At 66.7% G+C, this 24,060-nt stretch carries 20 protein-coding genes; 3 read left to right on the forward strand and 17 right to left on the reverse strand.

From position 1 onward, the window contains the following. Nucleotides 1-120: 120 nt before the first annotated feature. The 12 genes from eno to rnhB form a co-directional block, all read right to left on the reverse strand. Complete coding sequence (gene eno, locus H609_RS0100110) at nucleotides 121-1,398, reverse strand: phosphopyruvate hydratase (RefSeq protein WP_028483992.1); 1,278 nt, start codon at nucleotides 1,396-1,398, stop codon at nucleotides 121-123. A gap of 66 nt (nucleotides 1,399-1,464) precedes the next feature. Then, nucleotides 1,465-2,307: a 3-deoxy-8-phosphooctulonate synthase gene (gene kdsA, locus H609_RS0100115; protein WP_018866970.1), complete on the reverse strand. Its 843-nt coding sequence runs from the start codon at nucleotides 2,305-2,307 to the stop codon at nucleotides 1,465-1,467. A gap of 64 nt (nucleotides 2,308-2,371) precedes the next feature. Further along, a complete protein-coding gene (locus H609_RS0100120; RefSeq protein ID WP_028483993.1) occupies nucleotides 2,372-4,039 on the reverse strand; it encodes a CTP synthase in 1,668 nt (555 codons plus the stop codon). Nucleotides 4,040-4,144: 105 nt separating this feature from the next. Further along, entirely contained in the window at nucleotides 4,145-5,821 is a 1,677-nt protein-coding gene (locus tag H609_RS0100125) for a SpoIIE family protein phosphatase (protein WP_018875548.1), read from the reverse strand. After that, nucleotides 5,821-6,666 (reverse strand): GGDEF domain-containing protein, encoded by an 846-nt coding sequence (locus H609_RS0100130; RefSeq protein WP_018880579.1) that lies wholly within the window; start codon nucleotides 6,664-6,666, stop codon nucleotides 5,821-5,823. The genes H609_RS0100125 and H609_RS0100130 overlap by 1 nt, the downstream gene beginning before the upstream one ends. Nucleotides 6,667-6,689: 23 nt before the next feature. Next, complete coding sequence (locus tag H609_RS0100135; protein ID WP_018866974.1) at nucleotides 6,690-7,082, reverse strand: DUF1987 domain-containing protein; 393 nt, start codon at nucleotides 7,080-7,082, stop codon at nucleotides 6,690-6,692. Beyond that, nucleotides 7,082-7,672, reverse strand: a complete 591-nt coding sequence (locus H609_RS0100140; protein ID WP_019583900.1) for a SiaB family protein kinase — start codon at nucleotides 7,670-7,672, stop codon at nucleotides 7,082-7,084. The genes H609_RS0100135 and H609_RS0100140 overlap by 1 nt, the downstream gene beginning before the upstream one ends. Beyond that, complete coding sequence (locus H609_RS0100145; RefSeq protein ID WP_028483994.1) at nucleotides 7,665-8,384, reverse strand: ABC transporter substrate-binding protein; 720 nt, start codon at nucleotides 8,382-8,384, stop codon at nucleotides 7,665-7,667. The genes H609_RS0100140 and H609_RS0100145 overlap by 8 nt, the downstream gene beginning before the upstream one ends. A gap of 105 nt (nucleotides 8,385-8,489) precedes the next feature. Then, nucleotides 8,490-9,695 (reverse strand): tRNA lysidine(34) synthetase TilS, encoded by a 1,206-nt coding sequence (tilS, locus tag H609_RS0100150; RefSeq protein ID WP_028483995.1) that lies wholly within the window; start codon nucleotides 9,693-9,695, stop codon nucleotides 8,490-8,492. Between the two features lie 76 nt (nucleotides 9,696-9,771). Next, a complete protein-coding gene (locus H609_RS0100155; RefSeq protein ID WP_018866978.1) occupies nucleotides 9,772-10,737 on the reverse strand; it encodes an acetyl-CoA carboxylase carboxyltransferase subunit alpha in 966 nt (321 codons plus the stop codon). 94 nt (nucleotides 10,738-10,831) lie between these two features. Beyond that, the gene (gene dnaE, locus H609_RS0100160; RefSeq protein ID WP_028483996.1) at nucleotides 10,832-14,305 is read right to left on the reverse strand and encodes a DNA polymerase III subunit alpha; all 3,474 of its coding nucleotides are present in this window, start codon (nucleotides 14,303-14,305) and stop codon (nucleotides 10,832-10,834) included. Further along, nucleotides 14,302-14,904: a ribonuclease HII gene (gene rnhB, locus H609_RS0100165; RefSeq protein ID WP_018866980.1), complete on the reverse strand. Its 603-nt coding sequence runs from the start codon at nucleotides 14,902-14,904 to the stop codon at nucleotides 14,302-14,304. The genes dnaE and rnhB overlap by 4 nt, the downstream gene beginning before the upstream one ends. Nucleotides 14,905-15,023: 119 nt before the next feature. On the opposite strand from rnhB, the gene H609_RS0100170 reads away from it, so the two are divergent. The 3 genes from H609_RS0100170 to lpxB are packed head-to-tail and all read left to right on the forward strand — an operon-like array spanning nucleotide 15,024 to nucleotide 18,344. Next, complete coding sequence (locus H609_RS0100170; protein WP_018866981.1) at nucleotides 15,024-16,037, forward strand: Gfo/Idh/MocA family protein; 1,014 nt, start codon at nucleotides 15,024-15,026, stop codon at nucleotides 16,035-16,037. Then, nucleotides 16,034-17,131, forward strand: coding sequence for a DegT/DnrJ/EryC1/StrS aminotransferase family protein (locus H609_RS0100175; RefSeq protein ID WP_028483997.1), 1,098 nt, complete (start codon nucleotides 16,034-16,036; stop codon nucleotides 17,129-17,131). The genes H609_RS0100170 and H609_RS0100175 overlap by 4 nt, the downstream gene beginning before the upstream one ends. A gap of 40 nt (nucleotides 17,132-17,171) precedes the next feature. Continuing rightward, a complete protein-coding gene (gene lpxB, locus H609_RS0100180; RefSeq protein ID WP_028483998.1) occupies nucleotides 17,172-18,344 on the forward strand; it encodes a lipid-A-disaccharide synthase in 1,173 nt (390 codons plus the stop codon). A gap of 437 nt (nucleotides 18,345-18,781) precedes the next feature. Here the strand turns inward: lpxB and lpxA are convergent, their stop codons facing one another. The 5 genes from lpxA to bamA all read right to left on the reverse strand — a co-directional run bounded on the left by lpxA (nucleotide 18,782) and on the right by bamA (nucleotide 24,032). Then, on the reverse strand, nucleotides 18,782-19,564 hold the full coding sequence (gene lpxA, locus H609_RS0100185; RefSeq protein WP_018866984.1) for an acyl-ACP--UDP-N-acetylglucosamine O-acyltransferase: 783 nt from the start codon (nucleotides 19,562-19,564) through the stop codon (nucleotides 18,782-18,784). Further along, the gene (fabZ, locus tag H609_RS0100190; protein ID WP_018866985.1) at nucleotides 19,561-20,055 is read right to left on the reverse strand and encodes a 3-hydroxyacyl-ACP dehydratase FabZ; all 495 of its coding nucleotides are present in this window, start codon (nucleotides 20,053-20,055) and stop codon (nucleotides 19,561-19,563) included. Before fabZ ends, lpxA begins: the two co-directional genes overlap by 4 nt. A 95-nt stretch (nucleotides 20,056-20,150) precedes the next feature. Further along, nucleotides 20,151-21,164, reverse strand: coding sequence for a UDP-3-O-(3-hydroxymyristoyl)glucosamine N-acyltransferase (gene lpxD, locus H609_RS0100195; RefSeq protein WP_028483999.1), 1,014 nt, complete (start codon nucleotides 21,162-21,164; stop codon nucleotides 20,151-20,153). Next, nucleotides 21,142-21,657, reverse strand: coding sequence for an OmpH family outer membrane protein (locus H609_RS0100200; RefSeq protein ID WP_018866987.1), 516 nt, complete (start codon nucleotides 21,655-21,657; stop codon nucleotides 21,142-21,144). Before H609_RS0100200 ends, lpxD begins: the two co-directional genes overlap by 23 nt. A 41-nt stretch (nucleotides 21,658-21,698) precedes the next feature. Next, a complete protein-coding gene (gene bamA, locus H609_RS0100205) occupies nucleotides 21,699-24,032 on the reverse strand; it encodes an outer membrane protein assembly factor BamA (RefSeq protein WP_369772453.1) in 2,334 nt (777 codons plus the stop codon). Nucleotides 24,033-24,060: the final 28 nt, after the last annotated feature.

The raw sequence follows: 24,060 nt of genomic DNA on the forward strand, positions 1-24,060 counted from the left end.
AACGAGGGCTTTTACGAGTGGCCGGCATGCCCGGCATTCTACGAGGCCCGGACGCCCCGGGACAGGAACCGCGCCGCAGGCTGCGGACTGCATCCTCGACACGGCCGCCCCGCAACCGCCTCAGCGCCCGAAGGTGAACGCCGACATACCCGGGTAGCTGGCCCGGCTCCCCAGGTGTTCCTCGATCCGGATCAGCTGGTTGTACTTTGCCACCCGGTCAGAACGCGACAGCGAACCGGTTTTGATCTGGCCGGCTCGAGTGGCGACCGCCAGGTCCGCGATCGTGACGTCCTCGGTCTCGCCCGAGCGGTGCGAGATCACCGCTGTGTAGTTGGCCTTGCGCGCCAGTTCGATCGCTTCCAGCGTCTCGGTGACGGTGCCGATCTGGTTGAGCTTGATCAGGATGGAGTTCGCGATGTCCTTGTCGATGCCTTCCTGCAGGATGCGCGTATTGGTGACGAACAGGTCGTCGCCCACCAGCTGCACGCGCTTGCCCAGGCGCTCGGTCAGGGTCTTCCAGCCATCCCAGTCATCCTCGGCCATCCCGTCCTCGATGGTCAGGATCGGGTACTGGTCCACCCAGTGCGCGAGATAGTCGGAGAATTCGTCCGCCGAGAAGGCCTTGCCCTCGGAGTCCAGGTGGTAGCGGCCGTCGCGGTAGAACTCGGAGCTGGCGCAGTCGAGGCCGATCCAGATGTCTTCGCCCGCCTTGAAGCCGGCATTGTGGATGGCCTCCAGGATCACCTCGATCGCCGCGGAATTGGACGGCAGATCGGGGGCGAAGCCACCCTCGTCGCCCACCGCCGTGGCCAGGCCGCGCTTGGCCAGGACCTTCTTCAGCGCATGGAAGACCTCGGCGCCGTAGCGCACCGCCTCGCGCACCGAGTCCGCGCCCACCGGCAGGATCATGAACTCCTGCATATCCACGCTGTTGTCCGCGTGGGCCCCGCCATTGATGATGTTCATCATCGGCACCGGCAGCAGCGTGGCGTCTTCCCCGCCCAGCGTCTCGAACAGCGGCTGCTCGCGATCGGCCGCGAGGGCATGCGAGGTCGCCATGGAGACGGCCAGCAGGGCGTTCGCCCCCAGGCGCGACTTGTTCTCGGTGCCGTCCAGTTCCAGCATGCGGCGATCCACCGCGGTCTGTTCGAGCTCCATGCCGCGCAGCGCGTCGCGGATCTCGCCGTTCACGTGGCTCACCGCCTTCAGTACGCCCTTGCCCCCGTAGCGCTTCTCGTCATCGCGCAGCTCCAGGGCCTCGCGGGCCCCCGTGGAGGCGCCGGACGGGACCGCCGCGCGCCCCATGGCGCCGGAATCCAGGACAACATCGGCCTCGACCGTCGGGTTGCCCCGGGAGTCGATGATCTCGCGGGCGTGAATCTCCGCAATCTGGGACATGCTCTCTCCTTGAAAAGTACCCGCCCGGACGGAGCCGCCCGGGACGCATTATCGAAAAATCGGGGGTCAGCCGAGGCCGTATTCCGCCTCCGCGAACGGCTGCGCCTTGGTCGCGGCGTCCAGCGCCTTCAGCGTCTGCAGCAGCTCGGCCATCTTTGGCAGCGGCCACGCATTGGGGCCATCCGACAGGGCCTTCTCGGGATCCGGGTGGGTCTCCATGAACAGCCCGGAGACCCCGGCCGCCACCGCGGCGCGCGCGAGCACCGGTACGAACTCGCGCTGGCCACCGGAGGACGCGCCCTGCCCACCCGGCTGCTGCACCGAATGGGTCGCGTCGAAGACTACCGGGCAGCCGGTCTGGCGCATCTGGGCCAGGCCGCGCATGTCGGAGATCAGGGTGTTGTAGCCGAACGAAACCCCGCGCTCGCAGACCATGATCTGGTCATTGCCCGCCTCGCGCGCCTTGTCGACGACATTGCCCATGTCCCAGGGTGCGAGGAACTGGCCCTTCTTGATATTCACCGGACGCCCCTGGCGCGCCACATTCTGGATGAAGTTGGTCTGACGGCAGAGGAACGCCGGCGTCTGCAATACATCCACTACGCTGGCGACCTCGTCCAGCGCCGTGTCCTCGTGCACGTCAGTCAGTACCGGCACGCCGATCTCCGATTTCACCTTGTCGAGGATGCGCAGACCCTCGGCCATGCCCAGGCCGCGGAAGCTCCGGGTGGACGACCGGTTGGCCTTGTCGAACGACGACTTGTAGATGAACGGGATGCCCAGGTCATCCGCCATCGCCTTCAGGGCCCCGGCCGTCTCCAGCGCCATGGCCTCGGACTCGATGACGCAGGGTCCGGCAATCAGAAAAAAGGGCCGGTCGAGGCCGACTTCAAAACCACAAAGCTGCATGTCCTGTCCTGTACGGCGGCCGCCACCCTCCGGGCACGGCCGCGAAAAATCGTGTATCGGCGCCCTATTCCGTCAGCGCCGTGGTGGTTTCGGGTTCGCGCGCTTCCTGGTAGTCCCGGGCGGCACGCACAAAACCGGTGAACAGCGGGTGGCCATCGCGCGGCGTGGAGGTGAACTCCGGGTGGAACTGGCAGCCGACAAACCACGGATGCCCCTGGAGTTCCACGGCCTCCACCAGTTCGCCGGATTCCGACACGCCCGAGATGCGCAGCCCGGCCGCCTCCAGCCGTTCGCGGTAGGCGTTGTTGAACTCGAAGCGATGGCGGTGGCGTTCTTCCACCTTTTCGCGACCATAGGCCTCGGCAATGCGCGAACCGGACGACAGCCGCGCACTCTGGGCCCCCAGGCGCATGGTGCCGCCCAGGTCGCTGTCGGCATCGCGCCGCTCGATACGGCCTTCCTGATCCTGCCACTCGGTAATGAGCGCGATCACCGGATGCGGGGTATCGGGCGCGAATTCGGTGCTGTGCGCGCCTTCCAGGCCCGCGACATCGCGCGCGAACTCGATCACCGCGACCTGCATGCCGAGGCAGATCCCGAGATAGGGCACGTCGTGTTCGCGTGCGTAGCGCACCGCGGCGATCTTGCCCTCCACGCCGCGCTCGCCAAAGCCGCCCGGCACCAGGATGGCATCCAGGCCCTCGAGTTCCCGTGCGGCCTCGTTCTCGGCGCCTTCCAGTTTCTCCGAGTCGAGATAGCGGATCCGGACCCGAGTGCCGACCTGGACGCCGGCATGGGTCAAGGCCTCGTTGACGGATTTGTAGGATTCGGTCAGGTCCACGTACTTGCCGATCATGCCGACGGTGATCTCCGACTCCGGGAACTCCATGGCATTGACCACGTGTTTCCAGTCCGAGAGGTCCGCCTGCGGCGCCTCGATATGCAGCTTGCGCAGCACGATCTCGTCGAGCTTCTGCGAATGCAGCCAGAGCGGGATCTTGTAGATGTTGTCCACGTCCACCGCCGAGATGACCGCCTTCTCCTCGACGTTGGTGAACAGCGCGATCTTGCGCCGCTCGCCGTCCGGGATTGCCTGGGTCGAGCGGCACAGCAGGATATCCGGCTGGATCCCGATGGAACGCAGTTCCTTGACCGAGTGCTGGGTCGGCTTGGTCTTGATCTCGCCCGCGGCCTCGATATACGGGACCAGCGTCAGGTGCATGAACAGGGCGTTCTCGTGGCCGAGTTCCACGCCCATCTGGCGGATCGCCTCGAGAAACGGCAGGGACTCGATGTCGCCCACGGTACCGCCGATCTCGATCAGCGCGATGTCGGCATCGCCCGCCCCTTCGTGGATGGAGCGCTTGATCTCGTCGGTGATATGCGGGATCACCTGTACGGTGCCGCCGAGGTAGTCCCCGCGGCGTTCCTTGCGGATCACGTTCTCGTAGATCTGGCCGGTGGTGAAGTTGTTGCGCCGCGAGGTACGGATGCGCACGAAGCGCTCGTAATGCCCCAGGTCCAGGTCGGTCTCGGCGCCGTCGTCGGTGACGAATACCTCGCCGTGCTGAAACGGGCTCATGGTGCCTGGATCGACGTTGATATACGGATCCAGCTTGAGCAGGGTCACCTTGAGCCCGCGGGCCTCGAGGATCGCCCCCAGCGAGGCGGATGCAATACCTTTGCCCAGAGACGAGACCACGCCTCCGGTGATGAAAACAAAACGCGTCATGCGGGAAACCTGGCTGGGAGCTGACAAGCGCCCCGTCCCGGCGCGAACCTGGCACGCGGGGTGGGCGGAAAACGCCTGAAAGAGTACCAGAGCACCCGCCCCTGCTCAATCGGAAGGCGGGGGCAACACCTCGTTTCGGGAACCCCGTGCCAGCGGGCGGAAGGCCACCAGGGTCATGTCGTCGCGCCGGGGTTCTCCATCGCGATAATCCTCCAGCACGCGCACGACAGCGTCGATCTTGGCGGACAGATCGCGGCCACTCTTCTCGGCCAGGACCTGGCGCAGCCGACGGCGCCCGAACAAGCGTGGCGGCTCACCCCCGACATGATCATGCGCACCGTCCGTGATCAGGAAGAATTCGGTTCCCGGCTCCACCGGCACCTCGTGGTCGACCGGCTGCGCGGGCTCCAGGCTGCGGTAGCCGAGCCCCCCGCGCACGCCGCGGATCTCCTCGATCTCGCCGCCGCGTTCGATCATCAGGGGCAGCCCGACCCCGGCGAAGGCCAGCATCCGGTCTTCCGGCCGATAGACGCATACCGCGGCCTCCAGCCCGTCATCCGAATCCGAATCCTGACCGTCCTGACGCAGCCGCGAACGCACCAGCCGGTCCATCTCGCGCAGGATCGCGGAGGGTTCCAGCAGACGGTGTTCGTGCAGGATCCGGTCCAGCGCCGACGCCACCACCAGCGTGATGAACGCCCCCGGGACGCCATGCCCGGTACAGTCCGCCACCACCAGGATGCTGTGGCCGTCGATGGCCTCGACCCAGAAATAGTCCCCGCCGACCAGGTGCAGCGGCTCCCAGTAGATCTGCACCTCGTCCAGATGTCCGTCCAGGGCGTGCTTGTCCGGCAGCATCGCGGTCTGGATGCGCCGGGCATAGCGAATGCTCTCCACCACCAGGCGGTTACTGCGTTCCAGTTCCCGGTTGGCCTCGTCCACCTGGGCCATCGCCCGTTCGGTCTCGGCCTTTTCGTCTTCCAGCTGTCGGGTGCGCTCCTCCACACGGCGCTCCAGATCGGCGTTCAGCGCCTTCAGCTCTCCGCGGGCCCCGTCGCGCGCATCCAGCCCCTCCTGGAAGGCGCGCAGCAAGCGGTCCAGCGAGCGCCCCAGGGCCCCCAGCTCGTCATTCTCGTGATGCCCCAGGCGGGGCATGGGCCAATGGGCTGGCTGGTCCGGATCAGTATCCGCCACGGCGCGGGAGATCTTCAGCATCGGACGCAGCATGAGGAAGTAGAACAGCACCACGACGACCAGCGAGACGATCACGGCCTGGGTCACGCTGGTCACGACCCCGGTCTGCAGGCGCGCCACGAAGATCCGCCCCAGGACACCGGGGTCCAGCTCCATGCGCAGCTGCCCCACGCCCTGAACGTTGCCCCGGGTTCCCGGATGCGTTAGTTCAAGCTCGTGTGCCCGCAGGTCGCCAAAAAGCCACTGCGCCCAGTCCCCGGACGCGGCCTCCGCCGCCCGTTCGTCCTCGGCCAGCGTATTGCCAAAATCGTCGAGGATCTCCACCCGCCGGATCTCGTCGAAGACGAGCAGGCCCTGGACCAGCGAATCGGCCTGACCGGCGCTCAGTTGGAAGGCGGCCTCCGCCGCGGGCGGCTCGACCAGACGCTGCAGACGATCCACCTGGGCCTGGGTTTCGGCCCGGAAGGCATTCCAGTCGGAGGCAATGACGTAGGCACTACTGAGGAGGCTGAGCGCAAGCGCAGCAAGCAGCGTGGCGACCGCCAGCTTGGCAACGAGACTCCGGTTGCGGCGCCGGGTCTCCGGCATCATCCGTGGTCGCCGTGCGTCTGCACGATGACACGGTTGCGCCCCTCGTTCTTGGCGCGATAAAGCAGGTCGTCAGCGAGCGCGACCAGTTCGCCGGCATCCGGCCAGGGGTTCGTGGTCACCACCAGCCCGATCGACACCGCCAGGGACAGCGGCTCGTCCTTCCAGTGCAGGCGGGCGTTCTCCACCGCCGAGCGGATCCGTTCCGCCAGGGCCAGGGCGGCCTCGACGTCCAGGTCCGCGGCCACGACGAGGAATTCCTCCCCGCCCATCCGCCCGGCGTACTGTTCGGCCCCCAGTTCGCCGCGCAGGATCTCGGCGAAGCTTTCCAGCGCGAAGTCCCCGGCGGCATGGCCATGGGTATCGTTGAGGGTCTTGAAGTCGTCGAGATCCAGCATCATCACCGCGAGCGAGTGCGACGCGTCACCCACGCTGTCGGCCATGCCCTCGACACAGTCGATCACGCGGCGGCGCGAGAACAGGCCGGTCAGGGCGTCCTCCAGCGCCAGGCGCTCCAGCTCGGCCGTCAGGCGCTCGCGTTCGCGGACCTCGTCAGACAGGGCGTTGTTGAGCTGGGCCAGGTGTTCGGCCTGTTCGCGCAGCTGCCGGTTGGCATCCTGGAGATCCGCCTGCATGCGATCACTCATACGCATCATGCGCCGCTGCGCGCGGTAGCTCTCGGAATAGGCCTTGGCGAGCACCTTCACCCCGTCGGCCACTGCGTCCAGCGCCTCCAGCATCTGCTCGGAGCGCTGCATGATGGCCTTTTCCTGCTCGAACAGGGAAAAGTCGGCCAGGCCCTCGTCCAGCTCCTGCCCGTCGCGGGGCCGGCTAGAGGGGTTCATGGAGTCGTCACGAGAGGGGGCGGTCATGTCAGCGGACACATGCGGTAGTCGGCGTGCTGGAAGTCCTCGGAGAAATCCTCGCCGAACTCCTCCATGGTTTCGTCATCCTCGTGATAGCACCAGTTGATACGGACCTTCAGCCCGGCCTCCGCCCCGTCTTCCAGGATCTGGAACATGTTCATCAGGGCCTTCGCGGTGGACGAATTGAAATAGATCATTTCCACCGTGAATTCCACCTCGTCGCTGGCGCGGTCCTCGATTGCCTGGCGCAGCCCCTGGGTCAGGGGGCCGTAGAAGTTCGCCGCATCCTCCGGATACGACTCCCCCGACAGTCGGTACTGCCCGGCCGCGAAATCGAACTGCACCGCGGGGGTCCGGTCGGTTGCCTCGTGCTCAATGGTCTCGACGACTGCCATCAGATGTAGGCCTTCAGGACAAAGTAGGATTGGGCATCGGAAATATGCTGAAAATCGAACTGGATCGGCTCGCTCGCCCTCCGTGCGATCTCGATCAGACCGATACTGCCGCCCTTGCTGCCCTCGTCCGGCGGCTCGCGCAGTTTTTCCTTGTAGAAGCGGCGCAACTCGTCGCTGTCCATCGCGGCCAGTTCACGCAGGCGCGCCGCCAGGGTGTCGGCATCCTTGCGCCCGATGACATTGCCGCAGATGACGAAGAAGCGCCCGTTCTCCGAACCGACCGTGATCATCCCGGAACTCAGCTCGACGGGGGGCTCGTCATCGTGCTCGATGCGTTCGGCCGAATACCGGATGATGTTCTGCACCTGCTCGACAAAGACCGAAAAGACCCGGTTCACGGTCTTCGTGTCGGTGGATTCGAGCCGGATCTTCTGGCGCAGCGCATCGCCCAGGGCCTTCAGGATGCCCTCGGAGATGTAACCGGTGAACGAAAAGATGATGCCACGCCGGGTCATGTTGCGCTGAAACCCCAGCACCTCTTCGGCAATCAGGGTCGATGACGCCGCCTGCGCCTCGGCTGCCTCACTCATCTCGCTCTCCATTGCTGTTCAGTACGGCCTCGACGATCGCCGCGTAGCGTCCGTCGGCGCGCATCGCATCCAGTTCTTCCTGCATGCGGTCCAGCGGTCCGCGCTCGGTCTCCGGGTGGCAGGCGAGCGACATCACCGTATCGTTGAACGCGAACAGGGATTCGAGTTCCCCGATCCCTTCCAGGCGCGCATACCATGGCGCCAGGTGCTCACCGCTTACCCAGACATCGATCCGGTTGGCCGCCAGCTTGCGCGCGTTCAGCCGATCGTTAGGCGCGGTATCCACCGGAATCCCCTGACGTTCGACATGCAGGGCCACGGCATCGTCGCGATAGCCGCCGACGCGGTAGTGTTCCAGGTCCTCCAGGGACGCCGCCTGCACCTCCGCACCCTTCAGCACGAACGCATGCCACTGGTTCTCGACCAGAGGCCCGACCCAGGTAAAAAGATCCTCGCGCTCCTGCGTGCGCGTCGTTGAAAAGACGCAGGTACCGGGGACCGACTGGGCCTCGGCATAGGCGCGGCTCCAGGGCAGCAGCCGGATCTCCGCGTCCACTCCCGCGGCCTCCAGGAGCTGATCCATCACGCGGATGGAGATCCCGTCCAGCTCCCCGGATTCGGTCTCGAAATTGAAGGGGGGATAGCTCTCGGTGGTCAGCGTTAACGTGTCGGCTGCCAGCGGCGCCGCCAGAAACGCCGCGGCCGCCAGCAAGGCCGTGCCCGTACGTCGCCCGCACTGTGCCGCGAAACCTGTCACGTGCCGCTCACCCGAAACCCATGAAGACGGCCCAAGAATTGTCCGATTCGGCCGGCTCCGTCAACTCCGCGCGTTAGCTCGGTCCGGCCAGAGGACTGCGACAATTACGCCATCCGCCTGACGCAACAACGGAATCCGCTGACGCGCCCAGGGCGGGATCCCGCGCTCCTGCATCAGCTTCTTCAGCGGGCGGTGGCCGGCCGGCGTCGCGACCCGCTCGCCCCCACGGCGATAGCTAACGGTCAGGGGGGCATCGGGCGCGACGCCGAGCTCCCGCAGGCCCGAACGCGTCAGGCGCCGCCCGTCCGCGAGCCGCAGTTCCGGCTGGTCCGCGGGCCACTCCTGATCGGGCGGAGGCTTCTGCCCTTCGCGCCCCTCCTGCCGCGGCCCGGCCCATAGCTGATCGCGGTAGCGGCGCATCCAGCCGTCTTCCCATTCCACCCGCGGGCTGGCGTCGGGGTTGTCCGCCACCACCTGGCGCAGGAATTCCCCCAGGCGTGCGTGACCCGGCGGCCGCAGCCCCTGTGCCTGCAGCCAGTGCCGCACCAGCCCGCGGGCGGCGGCGTTATCCAGCCTGCTCACATGAGCAAGGTCCAGCCCACCGGACTCCGGGTCCCGTGCCGCCTCCATGTGATCGGCGAAATGCATCCGCAGCTGACCGGCGACCTCCCGCTGCCAGCCGGCGGCCCGCGCCAGGCCGGTCACAGCCCCGAAGCGTTCGCGCAACAGCGGCAGGACCGACTGGCGAAGGAAATTGCGATCAAAGCGCGCATCGCGATTGCTCGGATCGTCGTACCAGTCGAGACCCTCGCGCCGGGCATACTCGACCAGCGCCGCCCGGGGAAGGTCCAGCAGCGGCCGGCCCAGCCAGGTGGCCCCTTCCCGTCGCAGTGGGCGCATCCCCCGCAACCCGTCGGGTCCACTGCCGCGCAGGGCCGCCAACAGGAAGGTCTCGGCCTGATCGTCCGCGTGCTGCGCGGCGAGGAGGATATCCGTCTCCTCCAGCCCGTCGCGCAATGCTATGTAGCGCGCCTCGCGCGCGGCGGCCTCCAGCCCCGACGGGCGCGGATCAAGCGGTTCCAGCCTGCAGGTCCGGAACGGGCAGTTCAGCGCCCGGGCCACCGCACGGCAATGCTCGGCCTGGCGCCCGGAATCGGCCCGCAGACCGTGGTCCACGTGCATGGCTTCGAGACCGGGAATGCCCAGACGCACCGCCGCGTGCAGCAGGACGGTGGAGTCCAGGCCGCCACTGAAGGCAATGCGCACCCGCCGGCGGGCAGGAGGGGGTTCGAGAAATGCCCGCAGCGCGGTGGCTACGGGATCGGGCGCCGGGGCGCCCCGCTCAGGAAGCGGCTTCCTGGAAGGCACCGTAGTCCATCAGGCGGCGATAGCGCCGCTCGAGACGCTTGCCCGGATCCAGTCCCTCGAGGCCGTCCAGGGTCTCCAGGAGCGCGGTACGCAGGCGCGTCGACATCGCCTCCGGGTCGCGATGGGCACCGCCCAGAGGTTCCGGCACGATCCGGTCCACCAGCCCCAGCTCCTTCAGGCGCTCGGAGGTGATTCCCAGCGCCTCGGCCGCTTCCGAGGCCTTCTCCGCGCTCTTCCAGAGGATGGAGGCACAGCCCTCGGGCGAGATGACCGAATACGTCGAATACTGCAGCATCAGCGTGGCGTCCCCGACGCCGATGGCCAGCGCCCCGCCGGATCCGCCCTCGCCGATCACCGTGGCGATGATGGGCGTATCCAGGCGCGCCATCACCCGCAGGTTGCGCGCGATGGCCTCGCTCTGCCCGCGCTCTTCCGCACCGACGCCCGGATAGGCGCCGGGGGTATCGATGAAGGTCAGCACCGGCATGCGGAAGCGCTCCGCCATCTCCATCAGACGCAGGGCCTTGCGATACCCCTCCGGCCGCGGCATGCCGAAGTTGCGGTACACCTTGTCCCGCGTCTGGCGCCCCTTCTGATGTCCGATGAGCATCACCGGGCGGCCATCCAGACGCGCCACCCCGCCCACGATCGCCGGGTCGTCGCCAAATGCGCGGTCCCCGTGCAGCTCCTCGAACTCGTCGAACAGATCGGGGATGTAGTCCAGCGTGTAGGGACGCCGCGGATGCCGCGACATCTGCGCGACCTGCCACGGCGTGAGCTTGGCGAAGATGCTCTCGGTCAGCGACCGGCACTTGTCCTCCAGGCGCTGGATCTCTTCCTGGATGTTGACCTCGGCGTCGTCGCCGACATAGCGCAAATCGCCGATCTTCGCCTCCAGTTCGGCAATGGGCTGTTCGAAGTCGAGAAAGTCCGGATTCATGCAGAGTCCCGAAGGCTTGTTGGTGGAGGCCAGCGAAAGACGCGAATTGTAACCAATCGCGGCGCGCGCCGCTCCCGTGCCGATGCGCAGCGGTCTATCGACCGTACAGCACCTGCGCCTCGCAGTCCGGCCCCAGCGACTGCTGGATGCCGCGCAACAGGCGTTCGTCCGGCCGGATCGTCCAGCCCTCCGGCAGGCTGATATCGGCCTCCAGCCCGTCCCGGCGGTAGCACATGTGCACACGGCAGGGCCCCTCGCGATGCGCCTCCATCAGCCCTCGCAGGTGGGCGACCTGTTCCGGCACCACGCCCTCCAGGCACAGGTGCAGCGCCCGCGCCCACTGCGCGCGCGCCTCGTCCAGGCTGTAGACGGCCCGCGCCCGCATGCGGGTACCCCCGGCATAGTCGTCCAGCGTGACGGTGCCTTCCGCGACCAGCAGCGCGTCCGGCTCCAGGCGATCCTTGTACTGGGTGAAGTCGTCGTTGAACAGCACCACCTCGGCCCGCCCGCTGCGGTCGTCCAGGGTAACGATCCCCATGCGCCCGCTCTGCGTGTTGCGCACGCGCACGCCGACAATCAGGCCCGCGATGCGCACGGTCTCCTGCTTACCGCGCCATTTCTGGCCCTGCGTCTCGTCGGGGCGATCCTCCAGTTTGGCCTCCAGGGCCTGCAGGGTGGTCCCGGTCAGGCGCAGCAGCTCCGCCCGATAGCGCTCCACCGGGTGACCGGTCAGATAAAGCCCCAGGGTGTCCTTCTCGCCCCGCAGGCGTTCGTCATCGTCCATCTCCTCGAGGGTGGCGCTCTCCGGGATGACAGCCGCGGCCGGGTCGCCGAACAGATCGACTACCCCCAGGCTGGCGTTGCGCTCCGTTTGCTCCGCGGCCGCCACAGCCATGGGGATATCGTTCAGCAGCGTCGCGCGATTCGCGCCCAGACCGTCCATGGCCCCGGCACGCACCAGCGTCTCCAGCGCGCGCTTGTTCAGCTTGCCCAGATCCACCCGCTGACACAGGTCCACCAGCCCGTGGAAGTCGCCGCCCTGCCCGCGCGCCTTCAGCAGCGTATCAATCGCGGACTCGCCCACACCCTTGATCGCCCCCAGGCCGTAGACGACGGTCTGCGCGTCGCGACAGGTAAAGCGGTAGTCGGACTGGTTCACGTCCGGCGGCAGGACTTCCAGCCCCATGTTGCGGCATTCCTCGATCAGCCCGACGACCTTGTCGGTGTTGTCCATGTCCGCGGACAGCACCGCCGCCATGAAGGGCGCCGCATAATGCGCCTTGAGCCACGCCGTCTGGTAGGCGACCAGGGCATACGCCGCCGAGTGCGACTTGTTGAAGCCGTAGCCCGCGAACTTCTCCATCAGATCGAAGATATAGGTCGCGACCCCTTCGTCGACCCCGCGCCCGAGTGCGCCCTCGAGGAAGATCTCGCGCTGCTTGGCCATCTCCTCGGGCTTTTTCTTGCCCATCGCGCGCCGCAGCAGGTCCGCGCCACCCAGGGTGTAGTTGCCCAGCACCTGGGCAATCTGCATCACCTGCTCCTGGTACAGGATGACGCCGTAGGTCGGCTTCAGGATCGGTTCCAGATCCGGATGCGGGTACTCGACCTGGGCACGACCGTGCTTGCGGTCGATGAAGTCGTCCACCATGCCCGACTGCAGCGGCCCCGGCCGGTAGAGCGCCACCAGCGCGATGATCTCCTCGAAGCTGTCGGGCTGCAGACGCTTGATCAGATCCTTCATCCCGCCGGATTCCAGCTGGAACACCGCGGTGGTCTGGTAATCCTTCAGCAGGCGGAAGGTGTCCGGATCATCCAGCGGGATCGCGTCCAGGTCGACCCGCTCCTCGGCATCCATCTTGCGGACGTTCTCGACCGCCCAGTCGATGATGGTGAGCGTACGCAGGCCGAGGAAGTCGAACTTGACCAGGCCGACCGCCTCGACATCGTCCTTGTCGAAGTGGGTCACCAGCGATGCGCCATCGTCTTCGCAGTACAGTGGCGAGAAATCAGTCAGCGCGGAGGGTGCGATCACCACCCCGCCCGCATGCTTGCCGGCGTTGCGGGTCAGGCCCTCGAGCTTCTGCGCGAGGTCGATGATCGCGCGGACCTCCTCGTCCTCGTCGTACAGCGCCTTCAGGTCCTCGCTCTCGGTCAGGGCCTTTTGCAGGGTCATGCCCAGTTCGAACGGGATCAGCTTGGCGATCCGGTCGACGAAGCCATAGCCATGGCCCAGCACGCGCCCGACATCGCGCACCACGGCCTTCGCGGCCATGGTCCCGTGGGTGATGATCTGCGACACCTTGTCGCGACCGTAGCGTTCGGCGACGTAGTCGATCACGTCGTCGCGCTTCTCCATGCAGAAATCGACATCGAAGTCGGGCATGGAGACGCGTTCGGGATTCAGAAACCGCTCGAAGAGAAGCTCGTAACGCAATGGATCCAGGTCGGTAATACCCAGCGCATAGGCCACCAGCGAGCCGGCGCCCGAGCCACGCCCCGGGCCCACCGGGATGCCGTTGTCCTTGGCCCACTGGATGAAATCCGCCACGATCAGGAAGTACCCGGGGAACCCCATCTGGCAGATCACGTCCAGTTCCCGCTGCAGCCGCGCCTCGTAGTCCTCCTGCGGCGCGAAGCAGAAGCGCTCCAGGCGGGCGGCCAGACCCTTCGCCGAGGTCTCGCGCAGGTGATCCTCCACCGTGTACCCCTCGGGCACCGGGAAGTCCGGCAGCACCGATTCGCCCAGCGTCAGACTGACCGAACAGCGCCGCGCGATCGCGACGCTGTTGGCCAGGGCCTCGGGAATATCCGCGAACCGCTCCGCCATCTCCTCCGGCGAACGCAGGTACTGCGCCTCCGAATAGCGCCGCGGCCGCCGCGGATCATCGAGGGTCACGCCGTCGTGAATGCAGACCCGGGCCTCGTGGGCCTCGAAATCTTCCGGACGCAGGAAGCGGACATCGTTGGTCGCCACCACCGGCAGGTCGAAGGCCTCGGCCGCGGCCAGGGCCTGCTCGATCCAGGCCTCCTCGCCCGGCCGGTCCGAGCGCACCAGTTCGAGATAGAAGCGCCCCGGGAAGCGCCGCATCCAGGGTTCCAGATCCTCGGCCAGCAGGGCGCGGGCGGTCCCTGAACCGTTCACGAACAGCCCGTCAATGCCCCCCGACAGCGCGATCAGGCCCTCGGCCGCCGCGTCCAGCCAGGCACAGTCCACCCGCGGGATCCCCTTCTCCTGGCCTTCCTGCCAGGCCCGCGAGATCAGCCGCGTCAGGTTGCGGTAGCCGGGATCGTTCTGCGCCAGCAGCGTCATCCGTGCCAGACTGCCGTCGGCGCGCGCATCGCGTACCAGCACGTCCGCCCCGATAATCGGCTGCACGCCCTGTGCGATCGCGGCGCGGTAGAACTTCACCAGCCCGAACAGGTTGCAATGATCGGTGACCGCGACGGCCGGCATGCCGCCATCGACGACCGCCTTCACCAGCGGCTTCAGCCGCACCAGGCCGTCGACCAGGGAGTACTCCGAATGCACCCGCAGGTGCACGAAGCCGGGATGGGCTTCGCTCATGCCCCGGCCTCCTGCTCCCGCGCGGCGATGGCACGCGCGACGGGCCCGAAGCTGCGCCGGTGCTGGGGACACGGACCCAGGCGCTCCAGGGCCTCGCGATGGGCCACCGTCGGATAGCCCGAGTGCCGATCAAAACCGTACTCGGGGTAGTCGCCGTGGAGTTCACGCAACCAGCCGTCGCGGGCCACCTTCGCGATGATCGAGGCTGCACTGATGGCCGCCACCGAACCGTCCCCGCCGACGATGGCCTCGGCCGTCCAGGGCCCCTCGGGGGTAAAGCGCCCATCGACCAGCAGGTGCGCGGGTGCCAGGGCCAGACCGGCCACGGCTCGCTGCATCGCCAACAGAGTGGCGCGGTGGATATTCAGTGTGTCGATCTCCGCGGCCTCGGCCCGCCCCAACGACCACGCCAGTGCATCCGCGCGGATCTGTACGTCCAGCGCCTCCCGGCGCCGGGCACTCAGCTTTTTGGAGTCGGTCAGGCCGGGACAGGCGTAGTCCTGCGGCAGAATCACGGCCGCCGCGACCACCGGCCCGGCCAGCGGCCCGCGCCCGACCTCGTCCACGCCGGCGACGTGGCGCTGCGCTGCCTCTGTCATGGAGTCTCCACCACGGTGAACTGCGGGCAATCATCCGAACACGACCATGCGCCGCGCCGGGGATCCGTTACAATAGCGCCGAAAATCCTAGCACACCCCCTCCGGATCCGAGCCTACCCATGTCCCAATCCCCGTTACGCTGCGCCGCCATCGGCGTGGGCCACCTCGGCAGATGGCATGCCGCCAAGTACGCTGCGCTGCCGGATACCGAGCTGGTGGCCGTGGTCGACGCCGACCCCGAAACCGCCCAACGCGTGGCGGCCGACAACGACTGCCGCGCGGAGACCGATCATCGCGCCCTGATCGGGCAGGTCGATGCGGTCTCCATCGCCGCCCCCACCACCCTTCACTACGACATCGCCCGCGATTTCCTCGAGGCCGGCTGCCACGTACTCGTGGAGAAGCCCATCACTGCGACCCTGGAGCAGGCCGAGGCCCTGAACCGGATCGCCGAGAAGCAGGGCGTGGTACTCCAGGTCGGGCATCTGGAACGCTTCAATGCCGCCCTGCGCCGACTGACCGAGAGCCCGCTGCATCCCCGATTCATCGAGTCCCATCGCCTGGCGCCCTACAAGCCTCGCGCCACCGATGTCTCGGTCGTCCTGGACCTGATGATCCACGACATCGACATCATCCTGTCGCTGGTGGACGCGCCGCTGACCGAGATCCGCGCCTCCGGTGCCCGGGTGCTGACCGGCGACATCGACATCGCCAACGCCCGCCTGGAGTTCGCGAACGGCTGCGTCGCCAATGTCACCTCCAGCCGCATCAGCACCAAGTCCGAGCGCCGCATGCGCATCTTTCAGTCGCATGCCTACGCATCCGTCGACTTCCAGAATCGCATCCTGTCGCTGAACCATATCGGTGACCCCGATCCGGAGACCGGTGCCCCGGCCATCCATCGCGAGGAGAGCGTGTTCGACGAGGCCGATGCCCTGCTCGCCGAGATCCAGGCCTTCGTGGCCGCGGTCCGCGGCCAGGGTCCGGTCGTCGTCAGCGGCCGAGACGGCCAGCGCGCGCTGGAGACGGCCAGCCGCATCACCGACCTGGTCTATGAAAACCTGAACATCATGAGCCGGGCCGACGGCCCGCACAGCCACCTCGATGCGAACCCCACAGGAGTCAAGCCGTGATCCCGATGGTCGACCTGCAGCGCCAGTACCAGAGCCTGCGCCCCGAAATCGATGCCGCCCTTCAGGACGTGCTGGCCGGCGCCCGTTTCATCCTGGGCCCCAATGTGCAGACCCTGGAACAGGAACTGGCCGACTACCTCGGCGTCGAGCACGCGATCACCTGCGCGTCGGGCACCGATGCCCTGCATCTGGCCCTGGCCGCGGCCGGGATCGGCCCGGGTGACGAGGTCATCACCACCCCGTTCACCTTCATCGCCACGGCCGAGGCCATCCGCTACGTCGGGGCCGACCCGATCTTCGTGGACATCGACCCGCGCACCTTCAACATCGATCCGGATCAGGTAGAGGCTGCGATCACCGAACGCACCCGGGCGATCCTGCCGGTGCACCTTTTCGGCCAGCCAGCCGACATGCCACGCCTGCAGGCCATCGCCGAGAAGCACAAGGTGATGATCGTGGAGGACTGTGCGCAGTCCTTTGGCGCGACGGTCGACGGCGTGCAGACCGGTGCAGGCAATGCCTTCGGCTGCTTCTCGTTCTTCCCCAGCAAGAACCTCGGGGCCTTCGGCGACGGCGGTCTGGTCACCACCAGCTGCCCGTCGTCCGCCGAGGCCCTGCGCCGTCTGCGCAATCACGGTTCCAGCGAGCGCTACTACCACGACGAGATCGGCTACAACAGCCGGCTGGACGAGATGCAGGCCGCGATCCTTCGGGTGAAGCTGCCGCACATCGATACCTACAACGCGGAGCGCCGCCGGGTCGCCGCGCGCTACCGCGACGGCCTGGCCGGCCTGCCCGTGGAGGTGCCGTTCGAGGACGGTATCGGGACCCACGTCTACCATCAGTACACGCTGCTGACCGATCACCGCGATACCATCATGGGGGCCCTCAAGGCCGCCGAGGTCGCCTGCGCGATCTACTACCCAGTGCCCCTGCACCAGCAGAAGGCCTTCGCCGACCTGAAGAATCGCCCGGAATCGCTGCCCGTCACCGAAGACATCGCCGCGCGCTGCCTGTCGCTGCCCGTGTTCCCGGAACTCGAGGACGCGACCATCTACATGATCTGCGGGAAGATCCGCGAAGCCCTCGCATGACGCCACCCCGCCCCGCGCCGACTGGAGCCCCGCTCCGGCAATGACGCAGCATGTGGTGATCTGCGCCGGGGAAAGCTCGGGAGACGCCCTCGGGGCGGGGCTGGTCCACGAGCTCTCCGCGCTCGAGCCCGGACTGCGCTACTCGGGCATGGGCGGGACACAGATGCGGGCCGCCGGCGTCGACACGCTGATCGACGTCTCCGAGCTCGCGGTGGTCGGCCTGGTCGATGTGCTGGTGAACTACCCGCGCCTGCGCCGGCTGTTCCGGCGCATGAGCCGCCATCTCGAAACCGAGCGTCCGGACCTGCTGGTCCTGGTCGACTACGTGGAGTTCAACCTGCGCCTCGCGGCACATGCCCGCCGCCTCGGGATTCGCGTGCTGTTCTACGTCAGCCCGCAGCTTTGGGCCTGGCGCTCCGGGCGCATCAAGCGCATTCGCCGCTGCGTCGACGCCATGGCGGTCCTGTTCCCGTTCGAGACCGAGGTCTACGAGACCGCCGGCGTACCGGTGCGCTATGTCGGCAACCCGTTGGTGGACCGGGTGCAACCGCCGCAAACACCGATTCGGGAAACGCTGGACCTGCTGCCCGAGACGCGACTGGTTGGCCTGTTGCCCGGCAGCCGGAGCGGCGAACTGAAGCGCCACTGGCCCATGCTCGTAGACACGGTCCGGCGCATCCATGCCGCGCATCCGGATGTACGGTTCGTGGTTTCGATGGCACCCGGGGTAACGACCGATCGCTTGACCGAGCTCGCGGCCTGGGACGACCTGCCCCTGCAGTTCGTGGGAGGTGATGCGCAAACCCATTCCCTGATGGCCGGGGCGGATCTCCTGCTGATTGCCTCCGGCACAGCCACGCTCGAGGCCGGACTGCTCCAGGCCCCGATGCTGGTCTTCTACCGGATGGGGGCCGTGAGCCATGCTGTGTTCTCGCGCCTCGTTCGCCTCGAGAACATCGCCCTGGTCAATATCGTCGGGGGCGAGCGCCTGGTACCCGAGTACCTGCAAGAAGATGCCAGCCCCGAGCGCCTCGCGCGGGATGCCATGAGCCTGCTCACACACCCCGAGGAACGGTTGGCCATGCGTGAACGGCTGGCCCGCGTGCGAGAACGCCTGGGGGATGGTGGGGCCGACCGCCGCGTCGCCGAAATGGCGCAGGAACTCCTCCAGCACGGCCATCTGTTGACCAGCCGCCACCCAGGCACCACTTAACGCTGTCCTGATTGCACCACAGAGGACACAGAGTGCACGGAGAAGGTCAAAGCGCTTCACAGGAAGATGGGAAGGCAGGAAGGGGTAACAGGGGCGAGTCGCCGGCTGGCTCGGGGGCACCTGGAAGCTTCTGAGGGGGCGTGGCTGCGAATGTAGCGCGACTATGTTCCGTGAGACAGGGCGCCCTCGCCGTTCGCCACATCGCTTTGCGACCCGCGATGGCGAATTGGTCGATCCCCCGGATTACATACCGGTAGTGGCCAATTCACTTTGCGGTTGGAACATCCGCCCACCTGAAGGGCCGGTTTCCTGAAAGCATCCAACCCTGAATTTCTTCGCCCCTTCCAATCTTCCTGTGAACCGCCCTTGACCTTGCCATTCTCCGTGCACTCCGTGTCCTCTGTGGTTCAATGACCGAGGGAGTTGGAGCGCAAAGATCAGTGGGGGCGGCCGCCGCGCAGGATGCCGCGCCGGCTGCCACGGACAAACCCGATCAGGTTGCGCACCTCGGGGACGTCGGTCTCCTCGAACATCGTGTCGAGGTGGCTCTCGCGGCCGGCCCGGCCGCGCATGCCCTGAATGAATACCCGATGGAGCGCCTGGATGGCCTCGTTGGAAAAGCCATTGCGCTTGAGCCCCACCTTGTTGATCCCGATCAGACGCGCGTAGTTTCCGCTCGCCAGGCAGTACGGCGGCAGGTCGCGGTTCAGGGCGGCCCCCATGCTGGTAAAGGCATAGGTCCCCACCCGGCAGAACTGATGCACCAGGGTGAACCCCCCCAGTGTTGCGTGATCCTGGATCTCCACATGCCCGGCCAGCGAAGTGGCGTTGGAGAAGATGATGCTGTTGCCAATGGTGCAGTCGTGGGCGATGTGCACGTACGCCATGATCAGGTTGTCGTGCCCGATCACCGTTTCGCCCAGCCCCTTCTCGGTGCCCCGGTGCAGCGTCACCGATTCGCGGATCACGTTGCGGTCACCGATCACCAGCCGGGTCGGCTCGCCGCGATAGCTGGTGTCCTGCGGCTCCTCCCCGAGCGAGGAGAACTGGAAAATCCGGTTGTCGCGCCCGATCTCCGTGGGCCCGTTAATCACCACGTGCGGCCCGACCCGGGTCCCGGCGCCGATCTTCACGTTGGCACCGATCACCGAGAACGGTCCGATCTCCACCGAGGAGTCGATCTCGGCACTGGGATGGACGTCGGCCCGCGGATCAATCACGCCGGAATTTCCTGGCCGGAACACATCAGTTGTGCGGTGGCGCAGACATCCTCGCCGACCTTCGCTACCGCATCGAAGCGCCAGATCCCGCGCACCGTACGCTTGAGATCAACCCGCAGGTGAAGCTGATCGCCGGGCACCACCTGACGCCGAAAACGCGCCTCGTCGATGCCGACGAACAGGTAGAGCTGCTGCTTGTCCTGATTCTCGTTGCGCGCCTCTTCCGTCTTGAATGCCAGGAGCCCGGTCGCCTGGGCCAGGGCCTCGAGGATCAGGACCCCCGGCATCACCGGCTTGATCGGGAAATGGCCCTGAAAATACGGCTCGTTGATGCTGACATTCTTGATCCCCGTGAGATAGCTGCCCGCCTCCCACTCCAGCACCCGATCCACCATGAGGAACGGGTAGCGATGCGGCAGGTAGCGCATGATCTCCTGGACGTTAAAGTCATCCACGCCGGTGTCCTTTTTCTGATTCTTGAGATGCCGCATACGGACCGCTGCGCGGACGTGCGATACGACGTTCGATCGGTTCTTCGCCCGTACATGGGCCAGAACCGGCTGTTCCCGGGACGGGATCGTCCCCCCTAACGTGCCAGGCGTCGCAGCCGTGCCAGCATGCGATTCCACAGCCGCGCCTCCTGATGCGGCACCCCGGACGCGTAGTGACCCGCCCGGTCGATGGAGCGCGTAACCAGCGTCATCGCGTGGATCGTCACGTGATCCGCAATGGAAAGATGCCCCAGGATCCCGGCGCCGCCCCCGATCGCGCAATGGGCCCCGATACGGGCACTCCCCGCAATGCCCACACAGCCGGCAATGGCAGTATGGTCGCCAATCTCGACGTTATGGGCAACATGAACGAGGTTGTCGATCTTCACACCGGTGCCGATGCGCGTCGCCTGCAGCGCCCCGCGATCAAGGGTGGTATTAGCCCCGATTTCCACATTCGAGCCGATCACGACGCGGCCCAGCTGCTCGATCTTCTCCCAGCCGTTGCCGCCGGCCGATGCGAAGCCGAAGCCGTCGGCGCCGATCACGCAGCCGCTGTGCAGGATGCACCGTTCCCCGACCTCCACCCCATCGAGCAGCGTCACGCGCGGGTGCAGGAAGGTGCCGGCCCCGATGGTGACGCCCTCACCGACCACACAATGCGCGGACACCACGGCCCCCGCGCCGATCACCGTCCCGGCACCAATCACGGCGCCAACCGCGACGCTTGCATCGGCCGCCACCGAAGCACCGGGATCGACGAACGCACCCGGATGTACGCCCGCGGGCCGCAAGCGGCGGCGAGCGCCGAGGCACTGACTCGCACGCGCATAGCCCAGGTAGACATCCTGCAGCACAATCAGGGACCGCCCGGGAAACACAGGCAGGTCCGCGGTTGCGGGCACCAGGATCACGCCCGCGGCACAGTTCTCGATTTCTTCGGCATGCCGGTCGGGGTCGGTGACGAAACTCAGATCCCCGGGTCCGGCTGCGGCCAGCGGGGCCAGCCCCGCAACCCGCCGCTCACCCTCGCCGACGAGCCGCCCGCCCAGGGTTTCCGCCAGCTCGCGGGCGGTATACCCGCCGTCAGTCGCGCTGCATTGCGGCAAGGATGTCGTCCGTAATATCGATGCGATCGCTGGCGTAGAGCACGTTACGCTCGGTGAGGATCAGGTCGATGTCGCGTTCGCGGGCGAGGTCGACAATGGCATCGTTGATGCGCCGCTGGAGCTTGGCCAGCTCCTCGTTGCGGCGCACGTTCAGATCCTCGCTGAAGCTTTCCTGGGCCCGCCGGAACTCGCGCGAGCGCTGCGAGAACTCGCGCTCCAGATCTGCCCGTTCCGACGGATTCATCAGGTCCCCGTCGCGCTCCAGCCGGTCCCGCAGGCGCTGCAGCTCCTCGCGCTCCGCCACCAGCTCGGAATCGCGCGGCGAGAATTCGCGCTCCAGTTCGCGCATCGCCTCCTCGGCCTGCGGCGAATCCTCGAGGATCCGGTTCATGGTGACGAAAGCCACGTTCTGCGCGCCCGCCGCCGCCGGCAGCACCAGCCACCCGCTGACGACCATCATCACGATCACCCACCAGGCGAGCCCGGATCTCATACCGCCTCCCGATGCCCTGGCATCGTTTGCATCGACCATCTTCAGAAACTGGCCCCCAGCAGGAACTGGAAGCGCTGCAGATCATCACCCGGCTGGTCGTTGAACGGCTCGGCCACACTGAAGCTCAACGGCCCCACCGGGGAGAACCAGGTGACCGCGACCCCGGCCGACGCGCGCAACTCGCTACTATCGAAATCCGACACCTGATCGAACACGTTCCCGGCATCCACGAAAGTACTCATGCGCACCGCGTCGTTGTCGGCGGCAAACGGCATCGGGAAGAACAGCTCCGCGGACAGCGTGGTCCGGAAGCGACCCCCGTAGGGGTCGTCGTTCGAATCACGCGTCGCGGGCTGGCCATCCCGCAGCGGGCGCAGGTCGCCCAGGCGGTTGTCCTCATACCCGCGCACGGAGCGAATGCCGCCGGCGAACAGCCGTTCGTAGAACGGCACCTCGTCGCCCCCGTAGCCATCCGCATAGGCCAGCCCGGCCGACAGACTGAAGGAATAGCGATCGGACAGCCGGAAGATCTCCTGGCCCGAGTACGTCAGCTTGTAGAACTCGCGGTCACTGCCCGGAATCGCCACTTCCAGTCCGACCCGGTGCCGCCGACCTTCCGAGGCGAAGGTCGTGCTGTCCCGCGTGTCATGGACGTAGCTGGTCTCCAGCTTGTAGAGATTCGCCGAGTCACCGAACTCGTCCAGCTCGTCAATGATCTCGTCCGGCGTCCCGATGCGCGTCTCCGACGCCTCGACCGTCTCGATTTCGATGTTCTCGAAACCGGGCCGGACCTGGATGCGGTCGAATTCCGACAGCGGGATGCCGTAGGTCACGTCGAAGCCAAAGCGATTCGACGAGTACCGCGAGATGTTCGCCTCCTCGGCATCGATCTTCCGGTAGAACACGGAGAATCCGCGGCTCGCGCCGGACGGCGTGAAGTGCGGATTGGTCACGCTCATCCGGAACAGCTGGTTGACCTTGCTGGTACTGACCTCGGTCGAGAAGCGGTTCCCGGTCCCGAGAAAGTTGTCCTGGGTCAGACTGGCGGTCAGCAACAGGCCCTGGTTCTGCGAGAACCCGGCCCCCAGGGACAGGGCCCCGGACTGCTGCTCGGTCACGGTGATGTTCAGGTCCACCTCGTCATCCGTACCGGCGACCCGCTCGGTCTCCACGTTCACGCTCTGCACGAACGGCAAGCGCTGGATGCGCACCCGCGAGCGCTCGATCAGCGCGCCGTTGTACCAGGCGCTCTCCATCTGGCGCAGTTCGCGGCGATAGACCCGCTCCTCGGTGTTCTGGTTGCCGGTAATGCGGATGTTGCGCACATACACGCGCGGCCCCGGGTCAACGAAGAAGGTAATCGCGACCTCACGGTTGTCCTCGTCCACATCGGGGACCGGGTTCACGTTGGCGAAGGCATAACCCTCGCGTGTCAGCCGCTCGCTGATGCGTTCCGCCGACTCGGTGATCTGGCTGCGCGAGAACGGCGCGTCGATATCCACCTCGATCAGGTCTTCCAGCTCCTCGCGCGGGATCACGAACTCGCCAGCCAGATCCACGCCAGTCACCGTGTAGCGCTCGCCCTCGTCCACGTTGATGGTGATGAACAGGTCCTTGCGGTCGGGCGTCAGGGTGACCTGCGTGGAGTCGATGTCGAACTCCAGGAACCCCTGGTCGAGGTAATGCGAACGCAACTGCTCCAGGTCTCCGGAGAGCTTTTCGCGGGAGTAATTGTCACGGCGACTGAAGAACGCCCACCAGCGGGGCACCCCGGATTCAAAACCGCGGGTCAGCTCGCGCGTGCTGTAGCTCTCGTTGCCGACCACGTTGACCTGGCGGATCTTCGCCACCGGCCCTTCCGCGATATCGATCTCTACGTCCACGCGGTTGCGCGGCAGCTCGACGATCTCGACGTCTATCTGGACGTTGTAGCGGCCACGGGCGAAGTATTGCTGGCGCAGTTCGCTCTCGATACGGTCCAGCATAGTCCGGTTAAACACTCGCCCCGAGCGCAGGCCCGCGGAGTTCAGGGCCTCCCGCAGCCCGTCGTCCGGGATGTCGCGGTTGCCGGAGAAGTTGATTTCGTTGATGGCGGGGCGTTCCGAGACGATCACCACCAGCACGTCACCGCGTCGCGCGATCTCGACGTCGTCAAAGAAACCGGTCTGGAACAGCTCGCGGATCACCTCCGGACTGCGACTGTCGTCGAAGGTATCGCCCACCTGCACGGGCAGATAGCTGAGCGCGGTGCCGGCGGTGATCCGCTCGAGCCCCTCGATCTCGATGTCCTCGATCTCGTAGGCCTGCCCCCAGGCCGTCCCCGCCAGGCCCAGCAAGCCGATCAGGGCCATTCCTCTCAAGCTGTTTCGCGCCATGCTCTCCGCCAGAAAAAGGCCGCTCGGC

The organism is Thioalkalivibrio sp. ALE17, assembly GCF_000425605.1.
Taxonomy (GTDB): domain Bacteria; phylum Pseudomonadota; class Gammaproteobacteria; order Ectothiorhodospirales; family Ectothiorhodospiraceae; genus Thioalkalivibrio.

Bases quoted from the DNA above. Each gene is read 5' to 3' on its own strand.
- H609_RS0100140 (WP_019583900.1), bottom strand. From the start codon at position 7,672: ATGAGTGAGGCAGCCGAGGCGCAGGCGGCGTCATCGACCCTGATTGCC.
- dnaE (WP_028483996.1), bottom strand. From the start codon at position 14,305: ATGAGCGAAGCCCATCCCGGCTTCGTGCACCTGCGGGTGCATTCGGAG.
- kdsA (WP_018866970.1), bottom strand. From the start codon at position 2,307: ATGCAGCTTTGTGGTTTTGAAGTCGGCCTCGACCGGCCCTTTTTTCTG.
- fabZ (WP_018866985.1), bottom strand. From the start codon at position 20,055: ATGCGGCATCTCAAGAATCAGAAAAAGGACACCGGCGTGGATGACTTT.
- eno (WP_028483992.1), bottom strand. From the start codon at position 1,398: ATGTCCCAGATTGCGGAGATTCACGCCCGCGAGATCATCGACTCCCGG.
- H609_RS0100125 (WP_018875548.1), bottom strand. From the start codon at position 5,821: ATGCCGGAGACCCGGCGCCGCAACCGGAGTCTCGTTGCCAAGCTGGCG.
- H609_RS0100200 (WP_018866987.1), bottom strand. From the start codon at position 21,657: ATGAGATCCGGGCTCGCCTGGTGGGTGATCGTGATGATGGTCGTCAGC.
- H609_RS0100120 (WP_028483993.1), bottom strand. From the start codon at position 4,039: ATGACGCGTTTTGTTTTCATCACCGGAGGCGTGGTCTCGTCTCTGGGC.
- bamA (WP_369772453.1), bottom strand. From the start codon at position 24,032: ATGGCGCGAAACAGCTTGAGAGGAATGGCCCTGATCGGCTTGCTGGGC.
- H609_RS0100170 (WP_018866981.1), top strand. From the start codon at position 15,024: ATGTCCCAATCCCCGTTACGCTGCGCCGCCATCGGCGTGGGCCACCTC.
- H609_RS0100155 (WP_018866978.1), bottom strand. From the start codon at position 10,737: ATGAATCCGGACTTTCTCGACTTCGAACAGCCCATTGCCGAACTGGAG.
- H609_RS0100135 (WP_018866974.1), bottom strand. From the start codon at position 7,082: ATGGCAGTCGTCGAGACCATTGAGCACGAGGCAACCGACCGGACCCCC.
- rnhB (WP_018866980.1), bottom strand. From the start codon at position 14,904: ATGACAGAGGCAGCGCAGCGCCACGTCGCCGGCGTGGACGAGGTCGGG.
- H609_RS0100130 (WP_018880579.1), bottom strand. From the start codon at position 6,666: ATGAACCCCTCTAGCCGGCCCCGCGACGGGCAGGAGCTGGACGAGGGC.
- lpxB (WP_028483998.1), top strand. From the start codon at position 17,172: ATGACGCAGCATGTGGTGATCTGCGCCGGGGAAAGCTCGGGAGACGCC.